The organism is Peribacillus sp. B65 (genome assembly GCF_058513295.1).
This window is the reverse complement of record NZ_CP195840.1, coordinates 394,104-414,570: the sequence shown is the minus strand read 5'-3', so window position 1 is coordinate 414,570 and position 20,467 is coordinate 394,104. Positions and strand designations below refer to the sequence as shown.

Here is a 20,467-nt window from a genome sequence, read left to right as displayed (position 1 = left end):
TAGTTGACAACTGGGTTAACTTTGCTTTATGGTAATGATATACAAAAAAATACTTGCTGATCAGAGAACTGAAGGCATACTATCTCCTGAATAATTGAAAGGGAAATAGCATGCCTTTTTTGTTGTAAAAAAGGGGGAAGCTCATGAAAAAGGTAATGTTATTAATAAGTTTGATTTTAGCATTCGGTGTACTTGCGGGATGCAACTCGGAAAAAACGGAAGGCGGCGGGACATCAAAGTCAGTCGAGCTTTTGAATGTATCATATGATCCGACAAGGGAATTGTACCAGGAATTCAATGAAGCGTTCGTGAAGCACTGGAAAGAAGAATCCGGTCAGGATGTAACGATTCAGCAATCACATGGCGGATCTGGTAAACAGGGCAGGGCAGTTATTGATGGATTGGAGGCGGATGTCGTTACATTGGCATTGGCTTATGATATTGATGCCATTTATGAAGCTAGTAATTTGTTAGCGAAGGACTGGCAAAAACGTTTACCGGAGAACTCGACACCATACACATCAACCATTGTGTTTTTGGTAAAAAAGGATAATCCTAAAGGCATTAAAGATTGGGATGATCTGATTAAAAAGGATGTATCCGTCATTACTCCAAATCCAAAGACAAGCGGAGGGGCAAGGTGGAATTACCTGGCTGCCTGGGCTTATGCGGAGAAAAATTTCGATAATGACGAAACAAAAGTGAAGGATTTCATGAAAAAACTTTATCAGAATGTTGAAGTCCTGGATTCAGGGGCACGCGGTGCAACGACCACTTTTGTGGAAAGGGGAATTGGTGACGTATTAATCGCTTGGGAGAATGAAGCCTATTTAACCCTGGAAGAATTCGGTGATGACAAATATGAAATCGTCAATCCTTCAATCAGTATATTAGCAGAGCCACCGGTAGCTGTTGTCGATGAAGTGGTCGAGAAAAAAGGAACAAAGGAAGTGGCAGAAGCTTACCTGGAATACCTCTATACGGATGCCGGTCAGGAAATTGCCGCGAAAAATTTCTATCGTCCGAGGGATGAGAAGGTTCTTGCCGAATATGAAGATCAATTTGCCAATATCGATATGGTGACTGTTGATGATACATTTGGCGGCTGGAAAAAAGCCCAGGAAACACATTTTAATGATGGTGGCACATTTGACGAGATTTATCAACAGCAATAAGCATGAAGGAGAAGATGGCTTTAACATCTTCTCCTTCATAAATCAGAAAAAGGGTTGAGGCGAAGCGATGAATATAGTGACTGAAGGTAAACAGACGAAAAAGAGGACCATACCCGGTTTTGGATTGACGATGGGTTTTACGCTGCTGTATCTCTCCATCATCGTTTTGATCCCGTTATCGATGGTTTTTCTAAACACATTTTCAATGGGGTTCCAGGATTTTTGGGCGACCATAACTGAACCAAGGGTTCTCGCTTCTTATAAATTGAGTTTCATGACAGCGTTAACTGCGGCCTTTGTGAACGCAGTTTTTGGTGTGTTAATTGCCTGGGTGCTTACTCGTTATGAGTTTCCCGGCAAACGGATCATCGATGGACTGGTTGATTTGCCTTTTGCCCTCCCGACTGCCGTGGCAGGGATTACGTTGACCACCTTGTATTCACCGAACGGATGGATCGGGCAATTTTTCAGCTTTAAGGTCGCTTTCACTCCCGCAGGGATCATCATCGCCCTAATATTTATCGGTCTTCCATTCGTGGTGCGGATGGTTCAACCGGTGCTTGAAAATATCGAAAAAGGGATGGAGGAAGCATCTGCCTCTTTAGGGGCGAATCGAATGCAGACATTCATTAAAATTATCTTCCCGGAATTGATTCCAGCGATATTGACGGGTTTTGCACTTTCTTTTGCGAGGGCACTTGGAGAGTATGGGTCAGTTGTCTTCATTGCCGGAAATATGCCGTTTAAAACGGAGATTTCCCCGCTGATCATCATGACAAAGCTTGAACAGTATGATTATGAAGGTGCAACAGCTGTTGCAGCCGTCATGCTCATTATTACATTTATAATCTTATTCACCATCAATATCTTACAATGGTGGACCAGCAAAAGATATTCAGGGAAGTAGGAGGGATATGATGGAACAGGATAATTCAGTTGTTGCAAAAGCGAATCACCCAGTCATTACTACGAGAAACGCAACTAAAGAGCCTAAATCCATACAGTGGATCCTCATATCCATTGTATTGCTATTTCTCACTTTGTTTTTAGTCGTCCCATTAATCGCGATCTTTGTAAAAGCCTTTGAAAAAGGTGCCGAAGCTTATTTTGCGGCCATTGTCCACCCTGATGCCGTGGCTGCGATTAAGTTAACATTGATCGTTGTTCTCATCACCTTGCCACTCAATGCCATATTTGGAGTGGTTGCCGCTTGGACCATAACAAAATATGATTTCAAGGGAAAAAACTTCTTAATAACATTGATAGATTTGCCTTTTTCCGTTTCACCCGTCATTGCCGGGTTGATTTTTGTCCTTCTGTTCGGCTTGCATGGAACACTTGGTCCACTGCTGCAATCTCTTGACATTAAAGTGATCTTTTCAATACCAGGGATTGTCATTGCCTCCATTTTCATTACCTTCCCATTCATTGCGCGCGAATTGATCCCGCTCATGCAAAACCAGGGGACGTCTGAAGAAGAGGCATCACTCACGCTGGGTGCGGGAGGGTTTAAGACATTTTGGTATGTGACGCTTCCCAATATAAAATGGGGACTTCTATATGGGGTCATCCTTTGCAATGCAAGGATAATCGGGGAGTTTGGAGCTGTATCGGTCGTATCGGGCCATATACGTGGCATGACCAATACGATGCCGCTACATATTGAAATCTTATACAATGAATATCAATTTTCGGCCGCTTTTGCCGTTGCATCCCTGATGTCCATTTTTGCAATCATAACCTTGATCATTAAGAGCTTCATAGAGTGGAAAACTGACTTTAAATCAACCAAAGCGAGATAGGAGGAATGAAATGAGTATCATCATTGAAAATGTTACAAAATATTACGGGTCCTATCAAGCACTCCGGAACATCGATCTGGAAATAAAGAGCGGTGAACTTGTAGCCCTGCTTGGCCCTTCAGGATCGGGAAAAACGTCATTACTGCGTATCATCGCGGGTCTTGAACAGGCTGAGAACGGAAAGATCCTTTTTAATGAAGAGAATTACACGCATAAACATGTAAAAGATCGAAATGTGGGTTTCGTCTTTCAGCATTATGCCCTTTTTCGCAATATGACCATTTTTGATAATATTGCCTATGGATTAAAGGTCCGACCTAGAAAAATAAGGCCGAGTAAAGAAGTTATTGCACAAAAGGTTACCGAATTGCTTCAACTCGTCAAGCTGGAAGGATATAAAGATCGTTATCCATCGCAATTATCAGGCGGCCAGCGCCAGCGTGTCGCTTTGGCAAGGGCACTTGCCGTTGAACCGAATATCCTCTTGCTTGATGAACCATTCGGGGCATTGGATGCCAAGGTTCGCAAAGAACTTCGGCGTTGGCTAAGAAGACTTCATGATGAATTCAATGTTACAAGTGTATTCGTGACGCATGATCAGGAAGAGGCGATGGATGTTGCTGATCGGGTCGTTATCATGAATGAAGGGAAAATTGAACAGATTGGAACTCCGGAAGAAGTTTATGATCACCCGGAAAATCCATTCGTTTATGATTTTCTTGGCAGTGTCAATCTTTTCAAGGGCAACGTTCACCAAGGGAAATTGGTAACTGGGAATGTGGAAATGAATGCCCCGGACAGTGAAGATGGAGCGGGAACTGGTTATGTAAGGGCGCATAACTTTATCATGGAAAGAGAACCAACGGAAAAGGATTCGATCGCATCCATAATTGACCACATTCATACAATTGGCCCCATCGTCCGGATAGAAGTCATTCGTCAGGATACAAACGAACCGCTGGAAATCGAACTGACGAAAGAACAATATATGAATCTGGAAATAAGCAAAGGAGAAAGGGTATTCGTCCGACCGAAAGAATTGAAAGTATTTGTCGACTTTATGGCTGGAATTTAAGGATGGGTCGAATCTTGACGGAAAAACCGCTGATGAGCGGTTTTTTTTGGTGAATGCTAGCAGCCCTTCCCGTATGAAGGGTAAATGAGCTGCAATCTGTTCCAAAAGGGCTACCGTGCATTCACAGTTGGTGAGTTTTTGCCTGCCAATAGTCTATGGTCCCTTGGTGCTAAACACTAGATAGAAAGTCTTGCATCAGAATACGAAGGTGATTATGTAAGATATTGGATGTTTTATCTCGTGGAAAAGTCGAATTTTTATGTTTAATGTTAAAATTGAAATATAATTGTAATATTGTTATTACGCATTTGACAAAATCTGATGATATACTACGACTTAGGTGAAAACATAGTAGAGTTTAAGAAATGTATTTAATATTATCTCAACCTTAGAAGATTACATAAAGAGTAAAAAAAATAGAGAAGAGTTCCCAGCAATTTATTTTGACTAATCATTTTTCATAGAGAAAAAGAAGTGGGTCGATGGAAATGCAAGGGGAGGAAAGCAGGGGAAATGAGTTTGAAGAAAAAACTTATCGTATTGAACACGACAATTATGCTTGGATTAGGAAGCGCTTTTGCCATACCGTCTGTAAAAGCTGAATCTATCACGGATATTCAATCGCAACGCACAGGAATACAATCAGATATTTCAGAGGCAGAACAAGTTATTCAACAATTGAAAAAAGAACAATCGAAAATGAATGCCCAAATTGCCCAGATCGAATCGGCAATGAAAGAAAATGATCAAAAAATCAAAGATACTAAACAAGAAATTAAAGACACCGAAAAAGACATAGAATCTTTAAAGAAAGAAATTAAAGCGTTGGAAGAAAGAATCGCAAAACGCGAGGAAGTCTTGAAAGAGCGCGCGCTTTCATTCCAAGAGAGCGGCGGGGACGTTGAGTACCTAGAAGTTGTTTTAGGCTCTAAAAGCTTTGGTGAATTCGTTAATCGTGTTGGAGCGGTAGCCACTATCGTGGAAGCTGACCAACAGATTCTTAGCGAGCAGGAAGCGGATAAAGCTGACTTAGAGAAAAAACAAGCGACCGTTGAGAAAAAATTGCAAAGCCTTAAGGATATGGAAGTAGAGCTTAAAGGCATGCAATCCCAAATTAAAGATCAAAAAGCTGAAACTGTCAACATGAAGGCTAAGATTGTAAAGAAGGAATCGGAAACAGAAGCACTAAAACAATCTTTAGAGAATAAAGATGCCGGTTTAGAAGCACAAATAGCATCCATCCGTGAAAATATCAAAAAAGAGGAAGAACGTAAAGCAGCAGAGAAAGCAGATCTTGACCGTGCTGCTGAAGAAGTGAGTTCTTCAAATTCTTCCAGTGAAGGATCATCAAGCTCTTCTAGGGAAGAATCAACAAGTTCTTCTAAAGGCGAAGTTTCGGCAAAAAGCTCATCTAAAGGTGAATCATCTTCAAATTCATCTGAAAACAGTTCTGCTGCAAAACCTGCAGCCAGTAAAACTGAAACATCAAGCAAACCAAGCAGTGCAAATACAGGCTCTGCCATTACAGCAGGTTATAAATATATCGGTAACTCCACATATAAATTTGGTGGCGGAAGAACGGCATCCGATATTGCTAACGGTCTTTTCGATTGTTCAGGATTCGTTGCATGGGCTTATAAACAAGCTGGTGTGAACCTTCCAGCAAGTACGGATGCATTGAAAGGTGCAGGACGTCAAGTATCTAAGAGTCAAATACAACCTGGAGATTTAGTGTTCTTCAATACCTATAAAACTGATGGACATGTCGGTATTTATGTCGGCGGCGGCAAATTTATCGGTTCCCAAAGTTCAACAGGTGTTGCAATCGCCAATATGGAAAGCGGATATTGGGCAGGTGTATTCAACGGCCGTGTCGTTCGTGTAAACTAATAGTTCTATAATAAGCAGGGGAGAAAATGCCCCTGCTTATTTTTTTTGAAAAAAATCGAAAAAAATGAAACTTATTTTGAAATTCAACGTAAATACTATAAGATAAAATAAGGATAGGTGATGTGGACTTCAGTAACTCTGGGAAAACATATAAAGAAACATCATTCCATACTATAAACGGAGGCAAAAAAACATGATGAAAAAATTTATGGCTGCATTACTTACAATTACACTAGCATTCTCGCCAGTCGGCACTTATGTATTCCAGGATCATACGGAATCAGTCGATGCAAGGGGTTACAAGTCAGGAAAAAGAAGCTTTAACAGCAACAACAATAATAATTCGAATTTCCAAAATAAAGAAACGAAGAAGTCAGATGCTACTACTACTAATAAAGCTAAGCGTGGAAACACATTCACAAAAGGCGGCTTAATGAAAGGAATTATGCTAGGTGGATTGGCAGGTTTACTTTTTGGAAGCCTATTCGCCAATATGGGAATGCTTGGTTCTATACTTGGTCTATTAATCAACGTGTTGGCGGTTGTGGTATTAATCGTTGTAATCCGTAAAATATTCACGTATTTCAAAGATAAGAAGAAGAAAGAGGATACAAACCCATGGAGAGGCTAAAGATATCCGAACAAGATATCATCAATGCGGTTTGTGTTTACATTGCCCGTAAAAAGCAGGTACAGCCCAATGAGGTGGAAGTGGAGCTAATGTATGATGATGATTATGGCTTTTCGGCGGAAGCGTTTGTCGATGGCCGAAAACAAGTGTTAATTACCATCAACTTGATAGAAGCGCTTCGCTTATGGCTGGATGAATATATGAATAAAGATCCATACTCGGGTATTGAACTTGTTTTGGATGATGAAGAAGGCATAGTGGCTTTAGTAAGTGAAAGTAATAGATAAATAAAAAAAGGATGCCGTAACGGCATCCTTTTTTTATTTAATAAGGTACAACTTGATCGATGTGAGGGAAAAAAGATAATAGAGAAATAGAAAAATAGCAAACAAAGCATAATGCTAGATTGCCAACACATATTTTAAACACAGATAGATTATAATATTATATTTTCCATTTGTTGCAAAAAATGGTCTGCGGAAGTAGGATGGATATATGTTCAAGTCAAAGGAGGAGAATAAGTGACAGGTTACATGGAAGATATCACTTTTTTAAATGAAAAGGCCATAAAGTTCGGCAATGAAAAAGTGGAAGCGATACTTGCGCCATCTTTAGGAAGCAATCTGCTTTCGTTTAAGTACAAGCAAAAGGATATTGAGGTGCTGCGAACTCCGGTTAGTCTGGAAGAGTATAAAAAGGCTCCCATTTTATACGGAATGCCTATCTTGTTTCCTCCTAATCGAATTGAAGCTGGTCAATTTACATATAAGGGGACTGTGTATAGGTTTCCGGTCAATGAAACGGAAAAATTTAATCATATACATGGTTTTTTACATGACAAGCCTTGGAAAGTCTGCAAAAAGGAAGTGAACGGGAAAGAAATTGTCATTAATACTGAATTTTCAAGCAGTGAGTTTGATTTAAAAGATAGCTTTCCACAAGATATCACTGTGAATATGTCTTTAACTTTAAGGGATGAATCATTGGATATACAATTGGAAATCACCAACAAGGGCAATGAACCCTTTCCGTGGGGGGCAGGTTATCATACAGTATTCAATTTTCCATTTGGACCAGGGGGGAAATTAGAGGATTGCAGAATATCTCTTCCCGTCAATAAACATTGGGAGTTGAATGAAAGGTCATTGCCCACTGGTGCAATTCATGAAACGGCCGATACACTGGAAATCCAAAACGGCTTTAGCTTGGAGGGCCGGCTGTTTGATGACCTATTTGGCTATGATGAGGAAAGAGCCCTCGAGAACGAGTGCATTCTCACTGACCAAGAGGCAGGCATACAGGTCATCTATCATGCTGATCAACACTTTAAGTTTTGGGTATTATTCAACCAGGAGGGGTTCGCCTGTCCTGAACCATATACATGGGTAACGAATGCTCCTAATTTGGATTTGTCTGCAAAATTGACTGGATTGAGGGAGCTAAGATCAGGTGATACGGTTCAGCTGAGAACTAGATTGGCAATAAAGGATATATAAAAAAACACCTTGGCACTTATTAATGCCAAGGTGTTTAAGGTTATGCTTTTTTTCTCATCCAGAGTGGGTATAGGACGATTCCGAATACATATAAGGCAATGCCAAGTATGAATGTATTCATATCGGCTGTACCTGTCTTGATGACCCAGATCGAGTAGATTAAAGCCAGGATGGTGATAATTCCATCACGTACCCTTGAGCCTTTCATGATGTCATAGGTTTCCCCAGTCATGACCAGTTTCAATTGATACAAAACGGATGCAAGATACGGGATCAAGTAAGCGAGTGTAGCGACGATCATCGAAAATTTATAAGCCTCCAAAATCGTACCCGAAATAGTGGAGAATAAGAATATCTGTGTCATGATATTTGTTATTGTCATAGAACGGACGGGTGTGCCATTTTTGTTCGCTTTCGCAAAGTAGGCTGGAAACAAATCCGATTTCGCTGCCTGGTAAGGAACTTCTGAGGCAACGACAATCCATCCGATTGTCGATCCCAATAAGGAAATGACGGCAAGAGCAGCCATTAAATACGTGCCGCTTGAACCAACTACTGCTTGTAGTGCGTCAACAAGCGGTTTTTGTGATATTTTCAACTCGTCTTGTGATATGGCACCCATCGTCAATAAAGTAATGCCGATATAAATGGCAACAGCGATGAGTAAACCAAAAATCGTCGCTTTCTTTACATCATTTTGTGACTTGGCACGGTTTGAAAGCATGACGGCAGCTTCGATACCGATGAAGGCCCATAATGTTGAAATTGCAGCAGCATTCACTTGATCACCTAAAGAGACGGCTGAACCTGCCTTATCATAAAATTCAGCTCCGTTTCCTAGATTGGAAGTATCGAAGATGAATATCGTGATAATGATGAAAAATAAGAATCCAAGCACTTTGGTAACTGTAGCAAAAAGATTCATTTTCCCAGCACTGTTAAAACTTCTTACAAGAATTGCCTGAATCCCCCAAAGGGCAATGGAACATACCGCAAACGTTAATGCTTTACCTAGTTCAAGTTGAAACGAACCTGCAGTATAAATCACTTTCGTACTATGCATCACCGGGAAAAACGTTGATAGGTAACCAGCAAATGAAATGATGACAGAAGCTGTCGCAGCCCAATTCGCAGCCCAATAACCCCAAGCCATGCTATACCCTGAAACCCTTCCTTTAGCAGGAGATTTAAATAATGATTGAGCATAACTTTGCGGTCCAGCCTTCAAATCCGGTTTTCGGACTGCCAGGTTACCAAACACCAAAGCTATTAGAAAAACTCCCAGTCCAGTAACAATCCATGCCAATGTGGCCCCTAATGGACTGGATACCTGTGCTAATTGAGCAGGGAGCATGAAAATTCCGCCACCGACCATATTTCCAATTACGAAAGTGGTCAAAATCAATAAACCCCATTTTTTATTTACCATTTATATCGAACCTTTCTTATATACAAAGTGTGTGCTTATACCGACAACTTATACTAAAATAGTATATCTCAAATAGTTTAGTTTGGTAAAGTGGTAAATAAGTAAAATGTAAAACGCAGACTAATCAGAAAATTTAAAAGTATTATTGACAATAGGAGAAAATTGGATTATATTAGTAAATACCAAGTTAATTGGTAAGAATAATATGGTTTGTTGCTTGAATTTTATTTTTCTATAACATAAGCAACTCCCGAATATTGCCGATTAGTCAACTAAAGGCACCCTTACATCTAATCTGTTAGATGGCGGGTGCCTTTTATTTTTTATAGTGAAGGGAGGGGAATATGGAGTTCCTATTAACTGGTTATTCTTATTCGGAAAGTAAAGTGATGAGGATATGATAGGTAACCAAGTTCCTCAAGAAAACATTGAAAGTGGGAAGCACCTGCGTTTTTCATGGGATCACTTTTAACATTAGGCATGAAACGAAGCTTTATTACCAGTAGTGAAGGGGAGAGATATTATGGAAAAGAAAGAAGAAATGAAAATCAGGCATATCATTTCAAGCTTGGAAGATCTGCAATATGGATCAGTTTTAATAACCGTACATGATGGTAAAATCACACAGGTGGATACAACCGAGAAGAAACGATTCCCATTAGCGAAGAGCCGGGCAGTTAATGCCAGATGAATAATGGTTATTGAGGGAGCTTTCGATATGAAGGCTCTTAAACTGTAGACAAAATCGATAATAATTAAGATTGGCTACGTTTTTTTGAGGGAGTGTAAAATATGTTCGTTGATTTCCTCTCCAGGCACTCGCTTTCCGCGGATGGTCCGGGAGCCTCCTCGGCGCTCTTGGCGCCTGTGGGGTCTCCCTTGGACGCGCTTTTCCCGCAGGAGTCTCGCACCCTCCGTTCCAATCAACTAGTTTAAAAATTCAGACGGACCCCTTTTGTCAATAAACTCGGAGCTTTCGATATGAAGGCTCTTTTTTTATACAAAAAATCATTCAATTTGGAATTTATAAGAAGATTGTACTGCTTTTAACATGGTAGAATAAGTTAGGGTATAAGGATTTTTATAGGGATTATATGATATATAAGGGAGGAACAGGGATAGATGACCTTAAAGTCTATAGAACATGATATCTTGGCATTAGTTGAAACATTTAATGGGAGAATCGCATATAAAATTGAAAATGGTCTTGGGGACACGATTGGATATCATGAGAATGAATCCTTTCAATCAGCGAGTTTAATCAAAATACCAATGATCATCGAAGGTTATCGTCAAAGTGAACAAAAGAAAATCTATTTGAACCAACCAGTGACCATCCCGCCTAATGAAGTGACTGGGGGATCCGGGGTGCTGCATGTCTTATCGAACAAGGTATTTTTAACCGTAGAGGATTTATTGACATTGATGATAACTGTTTCCGACAATACATCCACGAATATGATGATGAACCTGCTAGGCTTTGAGGAAATCAATCAATGCATCAAGGAACTTGGTTTGAAAAATACTGTCCTCGAACGAAAAATGCAGGATTTTAAGGCACTAAAAGAAGGGCGCGACAATACCATATCGGCGGAAGATACGATCACCTGCTTAAAAGCCATACATACAGGCAACTTTTTAACGAAAGAAAGCCAGGAAAGAATCTTGCGTGTACTTGACAATCAGCAATTAAGGGATAAACTTCCATCACTGATGGGCAGAGGGGTCAAGGTCGCAAGCAAAACGGGCGGAATTCGAGGAGTTGCCCATGATTGCGCAATCATTCGGTCAGAAACACAAACTGTTTATGCTGCAGTTCTTACTGAAGATATGAAATCAGAGGAAGAAAGCCGTCAAGTAATCAGTAAAATTGGAAAATTGATATATGATGACATGGTTACAGAATAAGCTGTTGAATTCAATATTTTTGGAAGAGCGGGAAGTCATTCATGATTTCCCGCTCTTCGATCTTATTTATGAGGGGGTCAGTGGGAAAGCATGATATATAAGGAAAGAAAAAAACCGGGAAAAACTTTAAAGAAATTTTGTGTAATTAGCGTTATTGCAGTTCTGGGGTATTTTGGTTTTTTGCACATGAAAATTCAAGGAACCATTCACCAGCAAATTCCGGGAAATGCCGATTATCTCATTATTCTTGGAGCAAGGGTCAAAGGTTCGGTGCCATCATTATCCTTACAATACAGGATTGATAAAGCTGCAGAGTATTTATCGGCTAATAAACAGACAGTGGCCATTGTATCTGGCGGCAAAGGGCCGGGAGAAGAAATATCGGAAGCAAAAGCCATGCAACAGGGACTAATCGCCCAGGGAATTGAAGAAGCACGCATCATGATGGAAGACAAATCTACAACAACTCACGAAAATATTGTTTTCTCAAAAGAACTCATTCCAGATACAGCAGCTTCAGGATTGATCGTTAGTAATGACTTTCATATCTACCGGGCAGTAGAAATAGCAAAAAGAGAAGGCTTGGACATGAAGGGATTGCCGGCAAAGACACCAAAAGTGTCACTATTGAAATCATATACCCGTGAATATCTGGCAATTACCAAATACTATATGACCGGTTTAATTGGGAGGTAAATTGGAATTCTTTTAAAGATGTGGGGTGCTTTCATTATTCGACTTCCACGACAACATTAGGCACTTCCCATAAATCTTTCTCTTGATATAGCTCCTTAAGGGTTTTATAAACGGGATACCCGGTATAGGAAATCTCGACTCGTTCATCAGCATCCACTTCTTCCACATCTATATCATCAACAAAACCAAGTTGATCATCGATTTCCATTAAATAATATCCGAGTGCCTCATACCCGCTATAGGCTACAATTACCTTAATGTCAAAACCGCTATTAGAAACTTTGTAATATTTCATTGAGTGACCTCCTTGTTGTAATTCTTAAAGTGAAAATCGTACGGTTTGTTATTACTCTGATATACCCATTAATTATTATCTGAATCATTAAATTGGATAAATAAAGAAAATAGGAAGGCAAAAAGAATGTGAAGCCAACTTAAAATATCACTGTATAATTTGCTATCTGCATCAATTCATGTTAATCTAATAAAGAATTGTTTTTGGTTGTGGAAGAGGATACTCGTTATTTTCCAAATGATTAAAAATAGTAATACAATGTGTGTTATGCACTAGGAGGCAACAACAATGGAACAAGGTACAGTTAAATGGTTTAATGCAGAAAAAGGTTTTGGATTTATCGAACGCGAAAACGGAGACGATGTATTCGTACATTTCTCAGCTATCCAAAGCGAAGGCTTCAAATCTTTAGACGAAGGTCAAAAAGTAACTTTCGAAGTTGAGCAAGGTGCACGTGGAGCTCAAGCTGCTAACGTTCAAAAAGCTTAATTTTAAAATTAAATCGTAACCTATATGAACAGACTTCCTCGATGGGAGTCTGTTTTTTATTGTGCTATAAAATGAAAGCAAAAAAAATCCCACTCTGACTGAGTAGGTTTTTAGTGACTTGTCATTAAGCTTTTTTTAATTCTTCTTCAAAGAAAAAAGTAGTCGGATGTTCTTTAACAGTATAAGAATATCTTTTCATGTTTTTTACATATGCCCATTTATTAATGGTTACTGATTCATTAGTATCCTGAATAGTTACTGTTTCACCAGTATTATACTTATTGCTTTTCAATTTAGCCACCCTCTTTAATAATAGTATAACATATTTGGCAATGAAAGATGTGTTCAAGATATTCCAATGATATATGAGGTGTGTAAAATCATCAGGCTTTCATTATTTTGAATGATATAAAGAGGAAGTTAAAGTGTGATGTTTTAGCGATTGCAGAAGGAGAAGGGCGGATTGCGTTTTTTTTTGCTTGAACAAGGAATGGATGTCATAGTTTGGATTATGGCGATCGGGTTTGGGGCAAAAGCGGCAGTAGCTGAAGGTGAAGTTTCAGGAATCTTTCCACTTCCTTTTACAGACTATATAATAAAGGGAACAGCTGGGGCTTCAGCATTCAGAGCAGGTGGCGAGGCTAAGATTGGGAAAGAAATTGTACTTGACCTTCGATTATTGATAGGAATTAAGCTTGGATTAAGTTTTGAAAGGAGCTATTTATTAATGACAAAAGAGGTTAATTCTTTAATTATTGATAAAGGAAATGAATTGTTACCAATAGGGACAATAGTTTTGCTTGATATATTTCCACAACCATTAATGGTTTATGGAAGAATGCAACAACAAGCTGAAAAAGATAGTGTATGGGAGTATGTAGCTTGCCCCTATCCTCAAGGCCACATTTCTGATGAAAGTAACGTTTTTTTTAATCATGAACAAATAAAACAAGTGATTTTTAAGGGATTCGAATCTGAGGGTGAAAAGCTAATGAAAGAAAAGCTAAAGTCACTAGATTTAAGGAAACATTCAGATGAAAAAAATCATTAATTGGTTCATAGAACCATACCAAATAGTAAAATTAGAGTTTCAGTATTTAGCGCAATTAAAAAAGAACGAAACAACCTCAAAAAAGGAAATTAATAGAATATACCAATTGCAAGTTTTTAACGCAATGATGTTCTTAGTGTATTCTTTATTTTTTATAGCCTTTTTTGTATATATAGTTTTGCTTTTTATTGTGAAATGGTATGCACTTTCGGGAATCTTCGTTGGACTTTTAATGATGAGCATCATAAAATTGATCCAAAAGAAGGGATACTTAAAACGTCGGGACGCATTTATAAAAAACGATCCAGCTTTAATAAAATCTTAGAACTAAGAGAGGACAGGTACTTTTGAAAAAATTCATATTAATCATATTTACAATTTCTTTGTTACTTGTAGGTTGTAGTGAGAACTCTTCTTTGGAAAATCAATCCGAAAAAGAAAAGACTAAAACTGAAGCCACATCAAATGGAAACAAGCAATCATTTGAGGATAAACAACAAGAAATTGTTAATTTTATAAACAAGGATATACAAGAAATAGTAAGTTATGAAACAGAAGCAAATCAAGTATTATCAACTGTATCGGGTGATAATTATCATAATGATGAAGAATTATATGAGGTACTTGCAAACAAGGTTATACCGACCTACCAAAAAGCAGTAAATAAAGCAAAAACACTAGTTGTAGAAGTTGAAGAATTAAAACCTTTAAAAGCTAAAATTGAAGAAGCTACAGGTATATATTATGATGCTTTAGTGCTTGAAAAAGAGGGCTTGGAAAAAAAGGATACGGAACTAATAAATCAATCAAATGCCAAAGGGCAAGAATATAAAAAAGTGATAACTGAGTACCATGTAGAGATGAAGAATCTTGCCAAAGAATACAATATCGATTATGAACAAGAATCGGCTAAGTAACTTTAATTTGATTCAAGCTGTGTAAAAAATGATTATTTACCTAGAAACATTAAAACCTAGTCTTTTTTAAAAGATAGAATTAGTAAGCCAAGACTTGTCGATTGTTGAATATCTATTTCATTAAAGAATTCAAATAGTGATTGTTTTGGTATTTAAATACATAAGATTGAACCTATAATAAGTAAATGTGGTTCTTAAAGACCTTGTCATAGAGTAATGCTGACAGGGTCTTTTAATATTGAGTAAATTCTATTAGACAAGGTAAAAATAATGAAAAAGAAGAAATACTCGGCGGTACAATCTCCCTAACAAAATTCAGGATCAGGGTTTTTAGGTTAAATGATGATGTTGAAAACTTAGCAATAAAGCTAGGGTTACCTACAATTCGTTTTCATGATTTAATGCATAAACATGTTACGATGTTAATCAAACAAAATGTGAATGTAAAGGTCATTTCAGAGCGAGTTGGACATACATCCATTCAGATTACGCTAGACAAGTATAGCCACGTGCTTCCTAGTATGCAGAAACACGTGGCTGATGAACTTGATAATTTGTTTAAAATTAAAGAAATGTGACCATTTTTGTGACCACTCAAGGTTTTAGACCTTCAAAACCCCTCTATAACAACACTTTAATTAAAACGCCCAATCCCCATTACGGAAGACAGGTTCCGAAGATTAAAAGGATAAAAATAGAAAAAGTAAGAAAAACTACTTTTTTGTGATCGCATGTGACCACTGTGTTACCAGAGAAAGTACAGTTATAATAAGCCTACACAGTTAATAAAGTTCCCTTAGAATAAGCCTCTTCCAATCTTAGAGGGAGGCTTATTTGTATTCCCTTTTGTTTATCCAAAGCCATAGTATAAATAAGAAGCAATTGGAAAAGAAATAATCTGGTGAGAATCCTCCATATGGTGAGCGGATTGGGGAGCAGAAAGCGGTAGAGCAAATGTATAAAGAAATGGGTCAAGCTTTCGTTAAGCTTGATAATTGGACCGTTTATTTGATTACGTCCCATCCAGATTTTGAAAGATCATAGAGCAAATTGGCTACGAAAAAACGGAAGCTATTTAATAGGTTTATACGAACTGATTACTATCAATTTATTGGCTTATTCAAACGACCTTAAAATTCATATAAAAAAGAAGTTCCATTTATTTTTGGAACTTCTTTTTGTATTAAATGAATGGAAACCCTAAATCACGAACTTTTAGACCGACTTTTTAGTATTATTTATTTCGTTACAGGAGCGGTCATTTTTTGGTCACTAAGCTGGTCACAACTCCTTTAATAACGCATGTTTTTGGGTTTCAAAAGCGGTCACTAAGTTAAACGTCTTGATAACGTCACATTCTCTTTCACAACCCCTAATTACCTAAACCTTCTTACTAATCCGCTCCACAATCTCCATTAAATCATCAGGGCTATGAAATTCAATCGGCGAAAACCTTTATCGAAATGAATTGTATCAGTTTCTATCATTAATACATACTTCCTGTTAATTTCCTTAAATGGAAGCTATTGCCGAAATCGGCTAAGAGTCCTTTGACAGATGTACTGCCAAGTTTCATTCGCAGCTCGGCTTCAGATTATTGCTCGACAATCGGGCAGTGGCTTCGACGACTTGGTGGATTTCAAAGTGTTCCTGGATTTCCTTTTTGTCGCTCGTTTCCTTTTGAATAAGTTGCTAGATTTTTTCTTGAATATTCATATAATAAATACGCCTTTTTTTGTGTGCAGCATGACAAAAGAACGAACCATGCTGTCTGAAATTGCATTTAATATATTAACAATGAAAAGAGGTGAATTATATGTCTGGTTCTGGTTCTAGATCTGTTGATGTAGTTACGATTCTTTGGGAAAGAGCTACGTTAATACCTTTAGCTCAGCGTACAATTGTACAAGCTACAACGATTGGAAGTGCTGCTCCTTGTGCTGAAAAATTAGAGACTGGTGATTCCTACAGAGCTGCTGTACGTTGTTTACTTGGAAATAGATTTATACAAGTATTGAACCTTGACTTCGGGCGAACCGGAGTTGCCGTGTTCATCCGTTTATTCTAGGATATTAATTGGGGGACAAAGTATTTTTGATTTAAAATACTTTGTCTTTTTTATAAATAGACAAAAACCACCAGTCATTAAGATTGGTGGTTTTATCAATTGTTACTAATACAGGAATGTTAAGTAGGAAGCGGAACATTATCTTAGTGAATTTCTAGCTGGTGTTTAATCCGATTAAATTACCATTTGATCAATTTATTCAAAACTTGTCGATTCAAATGAAATTGAATGTAGTGGTAGTACATATCAAAACTTATATTAGCTTTAATAAATGTTGTATTAACCCTAGACTTGGTAATATAGAATATTTTCAAAGCGGATTGGTTATACAACTATTCACAATTACGTTATATCAATAGCTGCGTGCTTCCTAGTATGCAGAAACACGCGGCTGATGAATAGTGACCATTTCTGTTTAACACTCAAGGTTTTAGACGTTCAAAACCCTAATAGATCAAAGCTCTTCTTAAAACGCCCAATCCCCATTACGGAAGACAGGTTCGGAAGTGCCGTCCTGTTTGATGCCGTCGATGTTCATTTTCTCCGATCCAATCATGAAATCGACATGTGTAAGGCTTTCATTGAGTCCATTTTCTGCAAGCTCTTCTGGACTCATGTTTTTTCCGCCTTCAATGCAAAAAGCATAGGAGCTGCCGATAGCGAGATGGTTTGATGCATTTTCATCGAATAATGTATTGAAGAATAAAACATTCGATTGAGAAATCGGTGAGTTGAATGGAACAAGTGCCACTTCCCCAAGATAGTGAGAACCTTCATCTGTTTCAACCAATTGCTTTAGGATTTCTTCCCCTTCTTCGGCTTTTACTTCAATGATCCGTCCTTCCTTAAAGGTCACGGAAAAATTATTGATGATGTTGCCGCCGTAACTAAGTGGTTTCGTACTGGAAACCGTACCGTTAACGCCTGTTTTCAATGGAACTGTAAACACTTCTTCGGTTGGCATATTAGCCATGAATTCATGACCCTGTACGTTGACGCTTCCTGCCCCGACCCAAAGATGTTTGTCGGGTAACTCGATTGTCAAGTCGGTTCCTGGAGCCGTGTAATGCAATTTTTGGTAATGCTTGTCATTTAAATAATCAACCTTTTCATGCAGGGTATCATCGTGTTTTTTCCAGGCATCTACAGGATCCTTCACATCAACACGAACTGCTTTGAAAATGGCTTCCCATAGCAGATCAACGCGTTTACCTTCTGCTTCTTCTGGAAATACTTTATCAGCCCAAGCCTTTGAAGGGACGGCAACTATGGACCAGCTCACTTTATCGGATTGCATATACTGACGCCACTTCTTAAGTGCCGTCCCTGATGCTTTTTGGAAGTTGGCAATCCTTTCAGGCTTTACACCTTTTAATAAGTCAGGGCTGGAGGAGATGACGGATAGATAGGCAGCTCCGTTTTCTGCAAGTTCGATCGTTTCTTCTGCGCGCCACTTTGGATATTCGTGGAACACCTCATCCGGAGCCAGTTCATATTTTGTGCGTGAAACAATATCATCATTCCAATTAACGATGACATTGCGCGCACCGTTCTCATATGCCTTTTTTACAATGAGACGCACAAGGTCAGCGCCCTCTAATGTTGTATTTACGACCAGGGTTTGATCTTGTTGGATGTTTACGCCGACTTTTACGGCAAGTTCTGCATATTTTTCTAAATTCGCTTGAAAATCACTCATCATTTTAAATCTCCTTTTCCATTTTCTACATTTATAATTGTACTTATTGTGATATAAAAAAGAAACTTTTTACTCCTATGTGAAAATTTACAGTATACAAAGGAGTTCATTTGCAATATAAGTTCGCTCAGGCTCCAGCAGCTATTTTGCATTTTATCAAAACTAAAGAAGGAAAGACTATTGAAAAGGTTTGAATAGTTGAATAATTCAAGGATTCTATACAGTGAATCATTGGACTGAAAGAAAGAGGGCCTCTTTGAGACCCTCTTTCTTAATAGTCAAAAAATCACTTGCCCAAATTAATCCAGACGCTTTTCACTTCAGAATAGTTGTCCAGTGCATAAGAACCCATTTCACGTCCGATTCCGGATTGTTTGTAGCCGCCGAACGGGGAAGCTGCGTCGAACGCGTTATAACAGTTCACCCATACTGTACCGGCACGAAGTTTTCCTGCAACATAATGGGCATTGGCTATATCGCTTGTCCATAAGCCGGCAGCCAATCCATATTCACTGGCATTTGCACGGTTAATGACATCATCTAAATCCTCGAATGGCATTGCCGCTATGACAGGTCCGAAAATCTCTTCTTTGGCAATCGTCATATCCTCTTCAACACCAGCGAATATAGTAGGAGAAACAAAGTAGCCTTGTTCACCCGGTTTATTTCCGCCGACAAGAACTTCCGCACCCTCGTTTTTCCCTTTTTCTATATAACCCATTACCCGATTTTGCTGCTCCTCTGAAACAAGCGGTCCAATTTGTGTACTTGGATCCAGACCTATCCCTTGTTTGATGTTTTTTGCATGGCTGGCCATATCGGCAACAACATTATCATAATGTTTCTTTTGAATATAAACCCTTGAACCGGCACAGCATACCTGACCTTGGTTAAACATGACCCCATTCAAAGCTCCAGGGATGGCTTTCGAGAAATCAGCATCAGGCAGGATGATGTTTGGCGATTTCCCTCCAAGTTCCAATGTTACCCGTTTCAATGAATATGAAGCGGATCGCATGATCAATTTTCCAACTTCGGTCGAACCGGTAAATGCAATTTTATTTACTTGCGGATGGTCGACAAGTGCTTGTCCGGCGGTTTCACCAAAACCGGGAACGATATTGACGACACCATCAGGGAAACCGGCTTCATCTATTAATTCAGCCAGGTAAAGAGCGGAAAGCGGTGTTTGCTCAGCAGGCTTTAATATGACTGTACAACCTGTAGCGAGTGCCGCTCCCAGTTTCCACATCGCCATAAGAAGCGGAAAATTCCATGGGATGATTTGGCCGACAACACCAACAGCCTCGTGTTTTGTGTAGTTAAAATAATTTCCGCTTACCGGAATGGTCTGCCCGACAATCTTGGTGGACCAGCCAGCAAAATATCTCATATGTTCTATCGCTAAAGGAATGTCGGCATTGGTCGTTTCATTGATTGGTTTCCCATTATCCAACGTTTCCAATTGAGCTAGTTCAGTTTTATTTTCTTCCATTAAATCGGCTAGTTTATACATAAGCCTACTGCGTGCAGCCGCGCTCATCCTTGACCAAGGACCTTCATCGAATGCTTTGCGTGCAGCTTTGACGGCTAAGTCGATATCTTCTTTATCAGCTTCATAAACATCGGCAAGTTTTTGTCCTGTAGCAGGATTAGGAGTGGAGAAGGTTTTTTTTGAAGCACTTTCTACAAACTGGCCATTAATATAGAGCTTTTTTGGTCCTGTTAAAAATTTTTGCAGCTTTCCACTTACTTCTAACGTTAGATTTGTCATTAATTACCCTCCTGAATAAAATGGTTATCTTGGGCAAAACATGATGACTTATTGTTAACGCTATGATCTATG

General features: G+C 38.8%; 22 protein-coding genes and 2 pseudogenes. 18 read left to right on the top strand and 6 right to left on the bottom strand.

The features are described 5' to 3' along the window. Positions 1-143: 143 nt before the first annotated feature. The 8 genes from ACSR9O_RS02060 (at position 144) to ACSR9O_RS02025 (ending at position 8,069) form a co-directional block, all read left to right on the top strand. Positions 144-1,175 carry a sulfate ABC transporter substrate-binding protein gene (locus ACSR9O_RS02060; RefSeq protein WP_101224056.1) on the top strand — a complete coding sequence of 344 codons (1,032 nt, stop codon included), beginning with the start codon at positions 144-146 and terminating at the stop codon, positions 1,173-1,175. 67 nt (positions 1,176-1,242) lie between these two features. Further along, positions 1,243-2,082 carry a sulfate ABC transporter permease subunit CysT gene (gene cysT, locus ACSR9O_RS02055; RefSeq protein WP_230177663.1) on the top strand — a complete coding sequence of 280 codons (840 nt, stop codon included), beginning with the start codon at positions 1,243-1,245 and terminating at the stop codon, positions 2,080-2,082. Between the two features lie 10 nt (positions 2,083-2,092). Then, positions 2,093-2,977: a sulfate ABC transporter permease subunit CysW gene (gene cysW / locus ACSR9O_RS02050; protein WP_101224054.1), complete on the top strand. Its 885-nt coding sequence runs from the start codon at positions 2,093-2,095 to the stop codon at positions 2,975-2,977. 10 nt (positions 2,978-2,987) lie between these two features. Continuing rightward, entirely contained in the window at positions 2,988-4,052 is a 1,065-nt protein-coding gene (locus ACSR9O_RS02045) for a sulfate/molybdate ABC transporter ATP-binding protein (RefSeq protein WP_101224053.1), read from the top strand. 513 nt (positions 4,053-4,565) lie between these two features. After that, entirely contained in the window at positions 4,566-5,942 is a 1,377-nt protein-coding gene (locus ACSR9O_RS02040) for a C40 family peptidase (RefSeq protein ID WP_311735923.1), read from the top strand. 196 nt (positions 5,943-6,138) lie between these two features. Further along, positions 6,139-6,573, top strand: coding sequence for a hypothetical protein (locus tag ACSR9O_RS02035; RefSeq protein ID WP_491725434.1), 435 nt, complete (start codon positions 6,139-6,141; stop codon positions 6,571-6,573). Beyond that, on the top strand, positions 6,561-6,860 hold the full coding sequence (locus tag ACSR9O_RS02030) for a YxcD family protein (protein ID WP_076366987.1): 300 nt from the start codon (positions 6,561-6,563) through the stop codon (positions 6,858-6,860). Before ACSR9O_RS02035 ends, ACSR9O_RS02030 begins: the two co-directional genes overlap by 13 nt. Before the next feature lie 234 nt (positions 6,861-7,094). Beyond that, the gene (locus tag ACSR9O_RS02025; protein WP_491723831.1) at positions 7,095-8,069 is read left to right on the top strand and encodes an aldose 1-epimerase; all 975 of its coding nucleotides are present in this window, start codon (positions 7,095-7,097) and stop codon (positions 8,067-8,069) included. Between the two features lie 40 nt (positions 8,070-8,109). Here ACSR9O_RS02025 and ACSR9O_RS02020 read toward each other — a convergent pair whose 3' ends face one another. Beyond that, positions 8,110-9,498 carry an amino acid permease gene (locus ACSR9O_RS02020; RefSeq protein ID WP_101224051.1) on the bottom strand — a complete coding sequence of 463 codons (1,389 nt, stop codon included), beginning with the start codon at positions 9,496-9,498 and terminating at the stop codon, positions 8,110-8,112. A 523-nt stretch (positions 9,499-10,021) separates the two neighbouring features. Here ACSR9O_RS02020 and ACSR9O_RS02015 point away from each other — a divergent pair. From ACSR9O_RS02015 to ACSR9O_RS02005, 3 genes are all read left to right on the top strand, one after another. Then, the gene (locus ACSR9O_RS02015; protein WP_101224050.1) at positions 10,022-10,189 is read left to right on the top strand and encodes a YezD family protein; all 168 of its coding nucleotides are present in this window, start codon (positions 10,022-10,024) and stop codon (positions 10,187-10,189) included. A gap of 431 nt (positions 10,190-10,620) precedes the next feature. After that, a complete protein-coding gene (locus tag ACSR9O_RS02010; RefSeq protein ID WP_491723830.1) occupies positions 10,621-11,406 on the top strand; it encodes a serine hydrolase in 786 nt (261 codons plus the stop codon). 90 nt (positions 11,407-11,496) lie between these two features. Next, positions 11,497-12,102, top strand: coding sequence for a YdcF family protein (locus tag ACSR9O_RS02005; protein ID WP_491723829.1), 606 nt, complete (start codon positions 11,497-11,499; stop codon positions 12,100-12,102). 34 nt (positions 12,103-12,136) lie between these two features. Here the strand turns inward: ACSR9O_RS02005 and ACSR9O_RS02000 are convergent, their stop codons facing one another. Next, positions 12,137-12,397 carry a hypothetical protein gene (locus ACSR9O_RS02000; RefSeq protein ID WP_491723828.1) on the bottom strand — a complete coding sequence of 87 codons (261 nt, stop codon included), beginning with the start codon at positions 12,395-12,397 and terminating at the stop codon, positions 12,137-12,139. Positions 12,398-12,685: 288 nt separating this feature from the next. Here ACSR9O_RS02000 and cspC point away from each other — a divergent pair, with 288 nt between their 5' ends. Further along, positions 12,686-12,886, top strand: a complete 201-nt coding sequence (gene cspC / locus ACSR9O_RS01995; RefSeq protein WP_034314312.1) for a cold shock protein CspC — start codon at positions 12,686-12,688, stop codon at positions 12,884-12,886. Between the two features lie 124 nt (positions 12,887-13,010). Here cspC and ACSR9O_RS01990 read toward each other — a convergent pair whose 3' ends face one another. Continuing rightward, on the bottom strand, positions 13,011-13,178 hold the full coding sequence (locus tag ACSR9O_RS01990; protein ID WP_164855016.1) for a hypothetical protein: 168 nt from the start codon (positions 13,176-13,178) through the stop codon (positions 13,011-13,013). Positions 13,179-13,376: 198 nt separating this feature from the next. On the opposite strand from ACSR9O_RS01990, the gene ACSR9O_RS01985 reads away from it, so the two are divergent. The 5 genes and pseudogenes from ACSR9O_RS01985 to ACSR9O_RS01965 all read left to right on the top strand — a co-directional run. Then, positions 13,377-13,937 carry a DUF4176 domain-containing protein gene (locus ACSR9O_RS01985; RefSeq protein WP_491723827.1) on the top strand — a complete coding sequence of 187 codons (561 nt, stop codon included), beginning with the start codon at positions 13,377-13,379 and terminating at the stop codon, positions 13,935-13,937. Next, positions 13,921-14,262, top strand: a complete 342-nt coding sequence (locus tag ACSR9O_RS01980) for a hypothetical protein (protein WP_148357100.1) — start codon at positions 13,921-13,923, stop codon at positions 14,260-14,262. Before ACSR9O_RS01985 ends, ACSR9O_RS01980 begins: the two co-directional genes overlap by 17 nt. Before the next feature lie 22 nt (positions 14,263-14,284). Then, positions 14,285-14,854, top strand: a complete 570-nt coding sequence (locus ACSR9O_RS01975; RefSeq protein WP_434168961.1) for a hypothetical protein — start codon at positions 14,285-14,287, stop codon at positions 14,852-14,854. 335 nt (positions 14,855-15,189) lie between these two features. Next, positions 15,190-15,432: pseudogene (locus ACSR9O_RS01970) on the top strand (tyrosine-type recombinase/integrase); the annotation flags it as partial. Between the two features lie 328 nt (positions 15,433-15,760). Beyond that, positions 15,761-15,988 (top strand): annotated as a pseudogene (locus ACSR9O_RS01965) (class I SAM-dependent RNA methyltransferase); the annotation flags it as partial. 352 nt (positions 15,989-16,340) lie between these two features. On the opposite strand, the gene ACSR9O_RS01960 reads toward ACSR9O_RS01965, so the two are convergent. After that, the gene (locus ACSR9O_RS01960) at positions 16,341-16,436 is read right to left on the bottom strand and encodes a DUF3898 domain-containing protein (RefSeq protein WP_397315025.1); all 96 of its coding nucleotides are present in this window, start codon (positions 16,434-16,436) and stop codon (positions 16,341-16,343) included. Between the two features lie 234 nt (positions 16,437-16,670). On the opposite strand from ACSR9O_RS01960, the gene ACSR9O_RS01955 reads away from it, so the two are divergent. Continuing rightward, positions 16,671-16,922 (top strand): hypothetical protein, encoded by a 252-nt coding sequence (locus tag ACSR9O_RS01955; protein WP_491723826.1) that lies wholly within the window; start codon positions 16,671-16,673, stop codon positions 16,920-16,922. A gap of 466 nt (positions 16,923-17,388) precedes the next feature. Here ACSR9O_RS01955 and ACSR9O_RS01950 read toward each other — a convergent pair whose 3' ends face one another. Together ACSR9O_RS01950 and ACSR9O_RS01945 are read right to left on the bottom strand one after the other, a co-directional pair. Then, positions 17,389-18,621, bottom strand: a complete 1,233-nt coding sequence (locus ACSR9O_RS01950; RefSeq protein ID WP_137023218.1) for an aminopeptidase — start codon at positions 18,619-18,621, stop codon at positions 17,389-17,391. Between the two features lie 286 nt (positions 18,622-18,907). Further along, positions 18,908-20,395, bottom strand: a complete 1,488-nt coding sequence (locus tag ACSR9O_RS01945) for an aldehyde dehydrogenase family protein (protein WP_101224044.1) — start codon at positions 20,393-20,395, stop codon at positions 18,908-18,910. Between the last annotated feature and the right edge of the window lie 72 nt (positions 20,396-20,467).

What these genes read in the sequence shown, in the direction of transcription:
- ACSR9O_RS02005 (WP_491723829.1), top strand. Translation starts at nt 11,497, where the DNA reads ATGATATATAAGGAAAGAAAAAAACCGGGAAAAACTTTAAAGAAATTT.
- cspC (WP_034314312.1), top strand. Translation starts at nt 12,686, where the DNA reads ATGGAACAAGGTACAGTTAAATGGTTTAATGCAGAAAAAGGTTTTGGA.
- ACSR9O_RS02045 (WP_101224053.1), top strand. Translation starts at nt 2,988, where the DNA reads ATGAGTATCATCATTGAAAATGTTACAAAATATTACGGGTCCTATCAA.
- ACSR9O_RS01985 (WP_491723827.1), top strand. Translation starts at nt 13,377, where the DNA reads ATGGATGTCATAGTTTGGATTATGGCGATCGGGTTTGGGGCAAAAGCG.
- ACSR9O_RS02000 (WP_491723828.1), bottom strand. Translation starts at nt 12,397, where the DNA reads ATGAAATATTACAAAGTTTCTAATAGCGGTTTTGACATTAAGGTAATT.
- ACSR9O_RS02035 (WP_491725434.1), top strand. Translation starts at nt 6,139, where the DNA reads ATGAAAAAATTTATGGCTGCATTACTTACAATTACACTAGCATTCTCG.
- ACSR9O_RS01955 (WP_491723826.1), top strand. Translation starts at nt 16,671, where the DNA reads ATGTCTGGTTCTGGTTCTAGATCTGTTGATGTAGTTACGATTCTTTGG.
- ACSR9O_RS01980 (WP_148357100.1), top strand. Translation starts at nt 13,921, where the DNA reads ATGAAAAAAATCATTAATTGGTTCATAGAACCATACCAAATAGTAAAA.
- ACSR9O_RS01945 (WP_101224044.1), bottom strand. Translation starts at nt 20,395, where the DNA reads ATGACAAATCTAACGTTAGAAGTAAGTGGAAAGCTGCAAAAATTTTTA.
- ACSR9O_RS02020 (WP_101224051.1), bottom strand. Translation starts at nt 9,498, where the DNA reads ATGGTAAATAAAAAATGGGGTTTATTGATTTTGACCACTTTCGTAATT.
- cysT (WP_230177663.1), top strand. Translation starts at nt 1,243, where the DNA reads ATGAATATAGTGACTGAAGGTAAACAGACGAAAAAGAGGACCATACCC.
- ACSR9O_RS02010 (WP_491723830.1), top strand. Translation starts at nt 10,621, where the DNA reads ATGACCTTAAAGTCTATAGAACATGATATCTTGGCATTAGTTGAAACA.
- ACSR9O_RS01950 (WP_137023218.1), bottom strand. Translation starts at nt 18,621, where the DNA reads ATGAGTGATTTTCAAGCGAATTTAGAAAAATATGCAGAACTTGCCGTA.
- ACSR9O_RS02060 (WP_101224056.1), top strand. Translation starts at nt 144, where the DNA reads ATGAAAAAGGTAATGTTATTAATAAGTTTGATTTTAGCATTCGGTGTA.
- ACSR9O_RS02015 (WP_101224050.1), top strand. Translation starts at nt 10,022, where the DNA reads ATGGAAAAGAAAGAAGAAATGAAAATCAGGCATATCATTTCAAGCTTG.
- ACSR9O_RS02040 (WP_311735923.1), top strand. Translation starts at nt 4,566, where the DNA reads ATGAGTTTGAAGAAAAAACTTATCGTATTGAACACGACAATTATGCTT.
- cysW (WP_101224054.1), top strand. Translation starts at nt 2,093, where the DNA reads ATGGAACAGGATAATTCAGTTGTTGCAAAAGCGAATCACCCAGTCATT.
- ACSR9O_RS02030 (WP_076366987.1), top strand. Translation starts at nt 6,561, where the DNA reads ATGGAGAGGCTAAAGATATCCGAACAAGATATCATCAATGCGGTTTGT.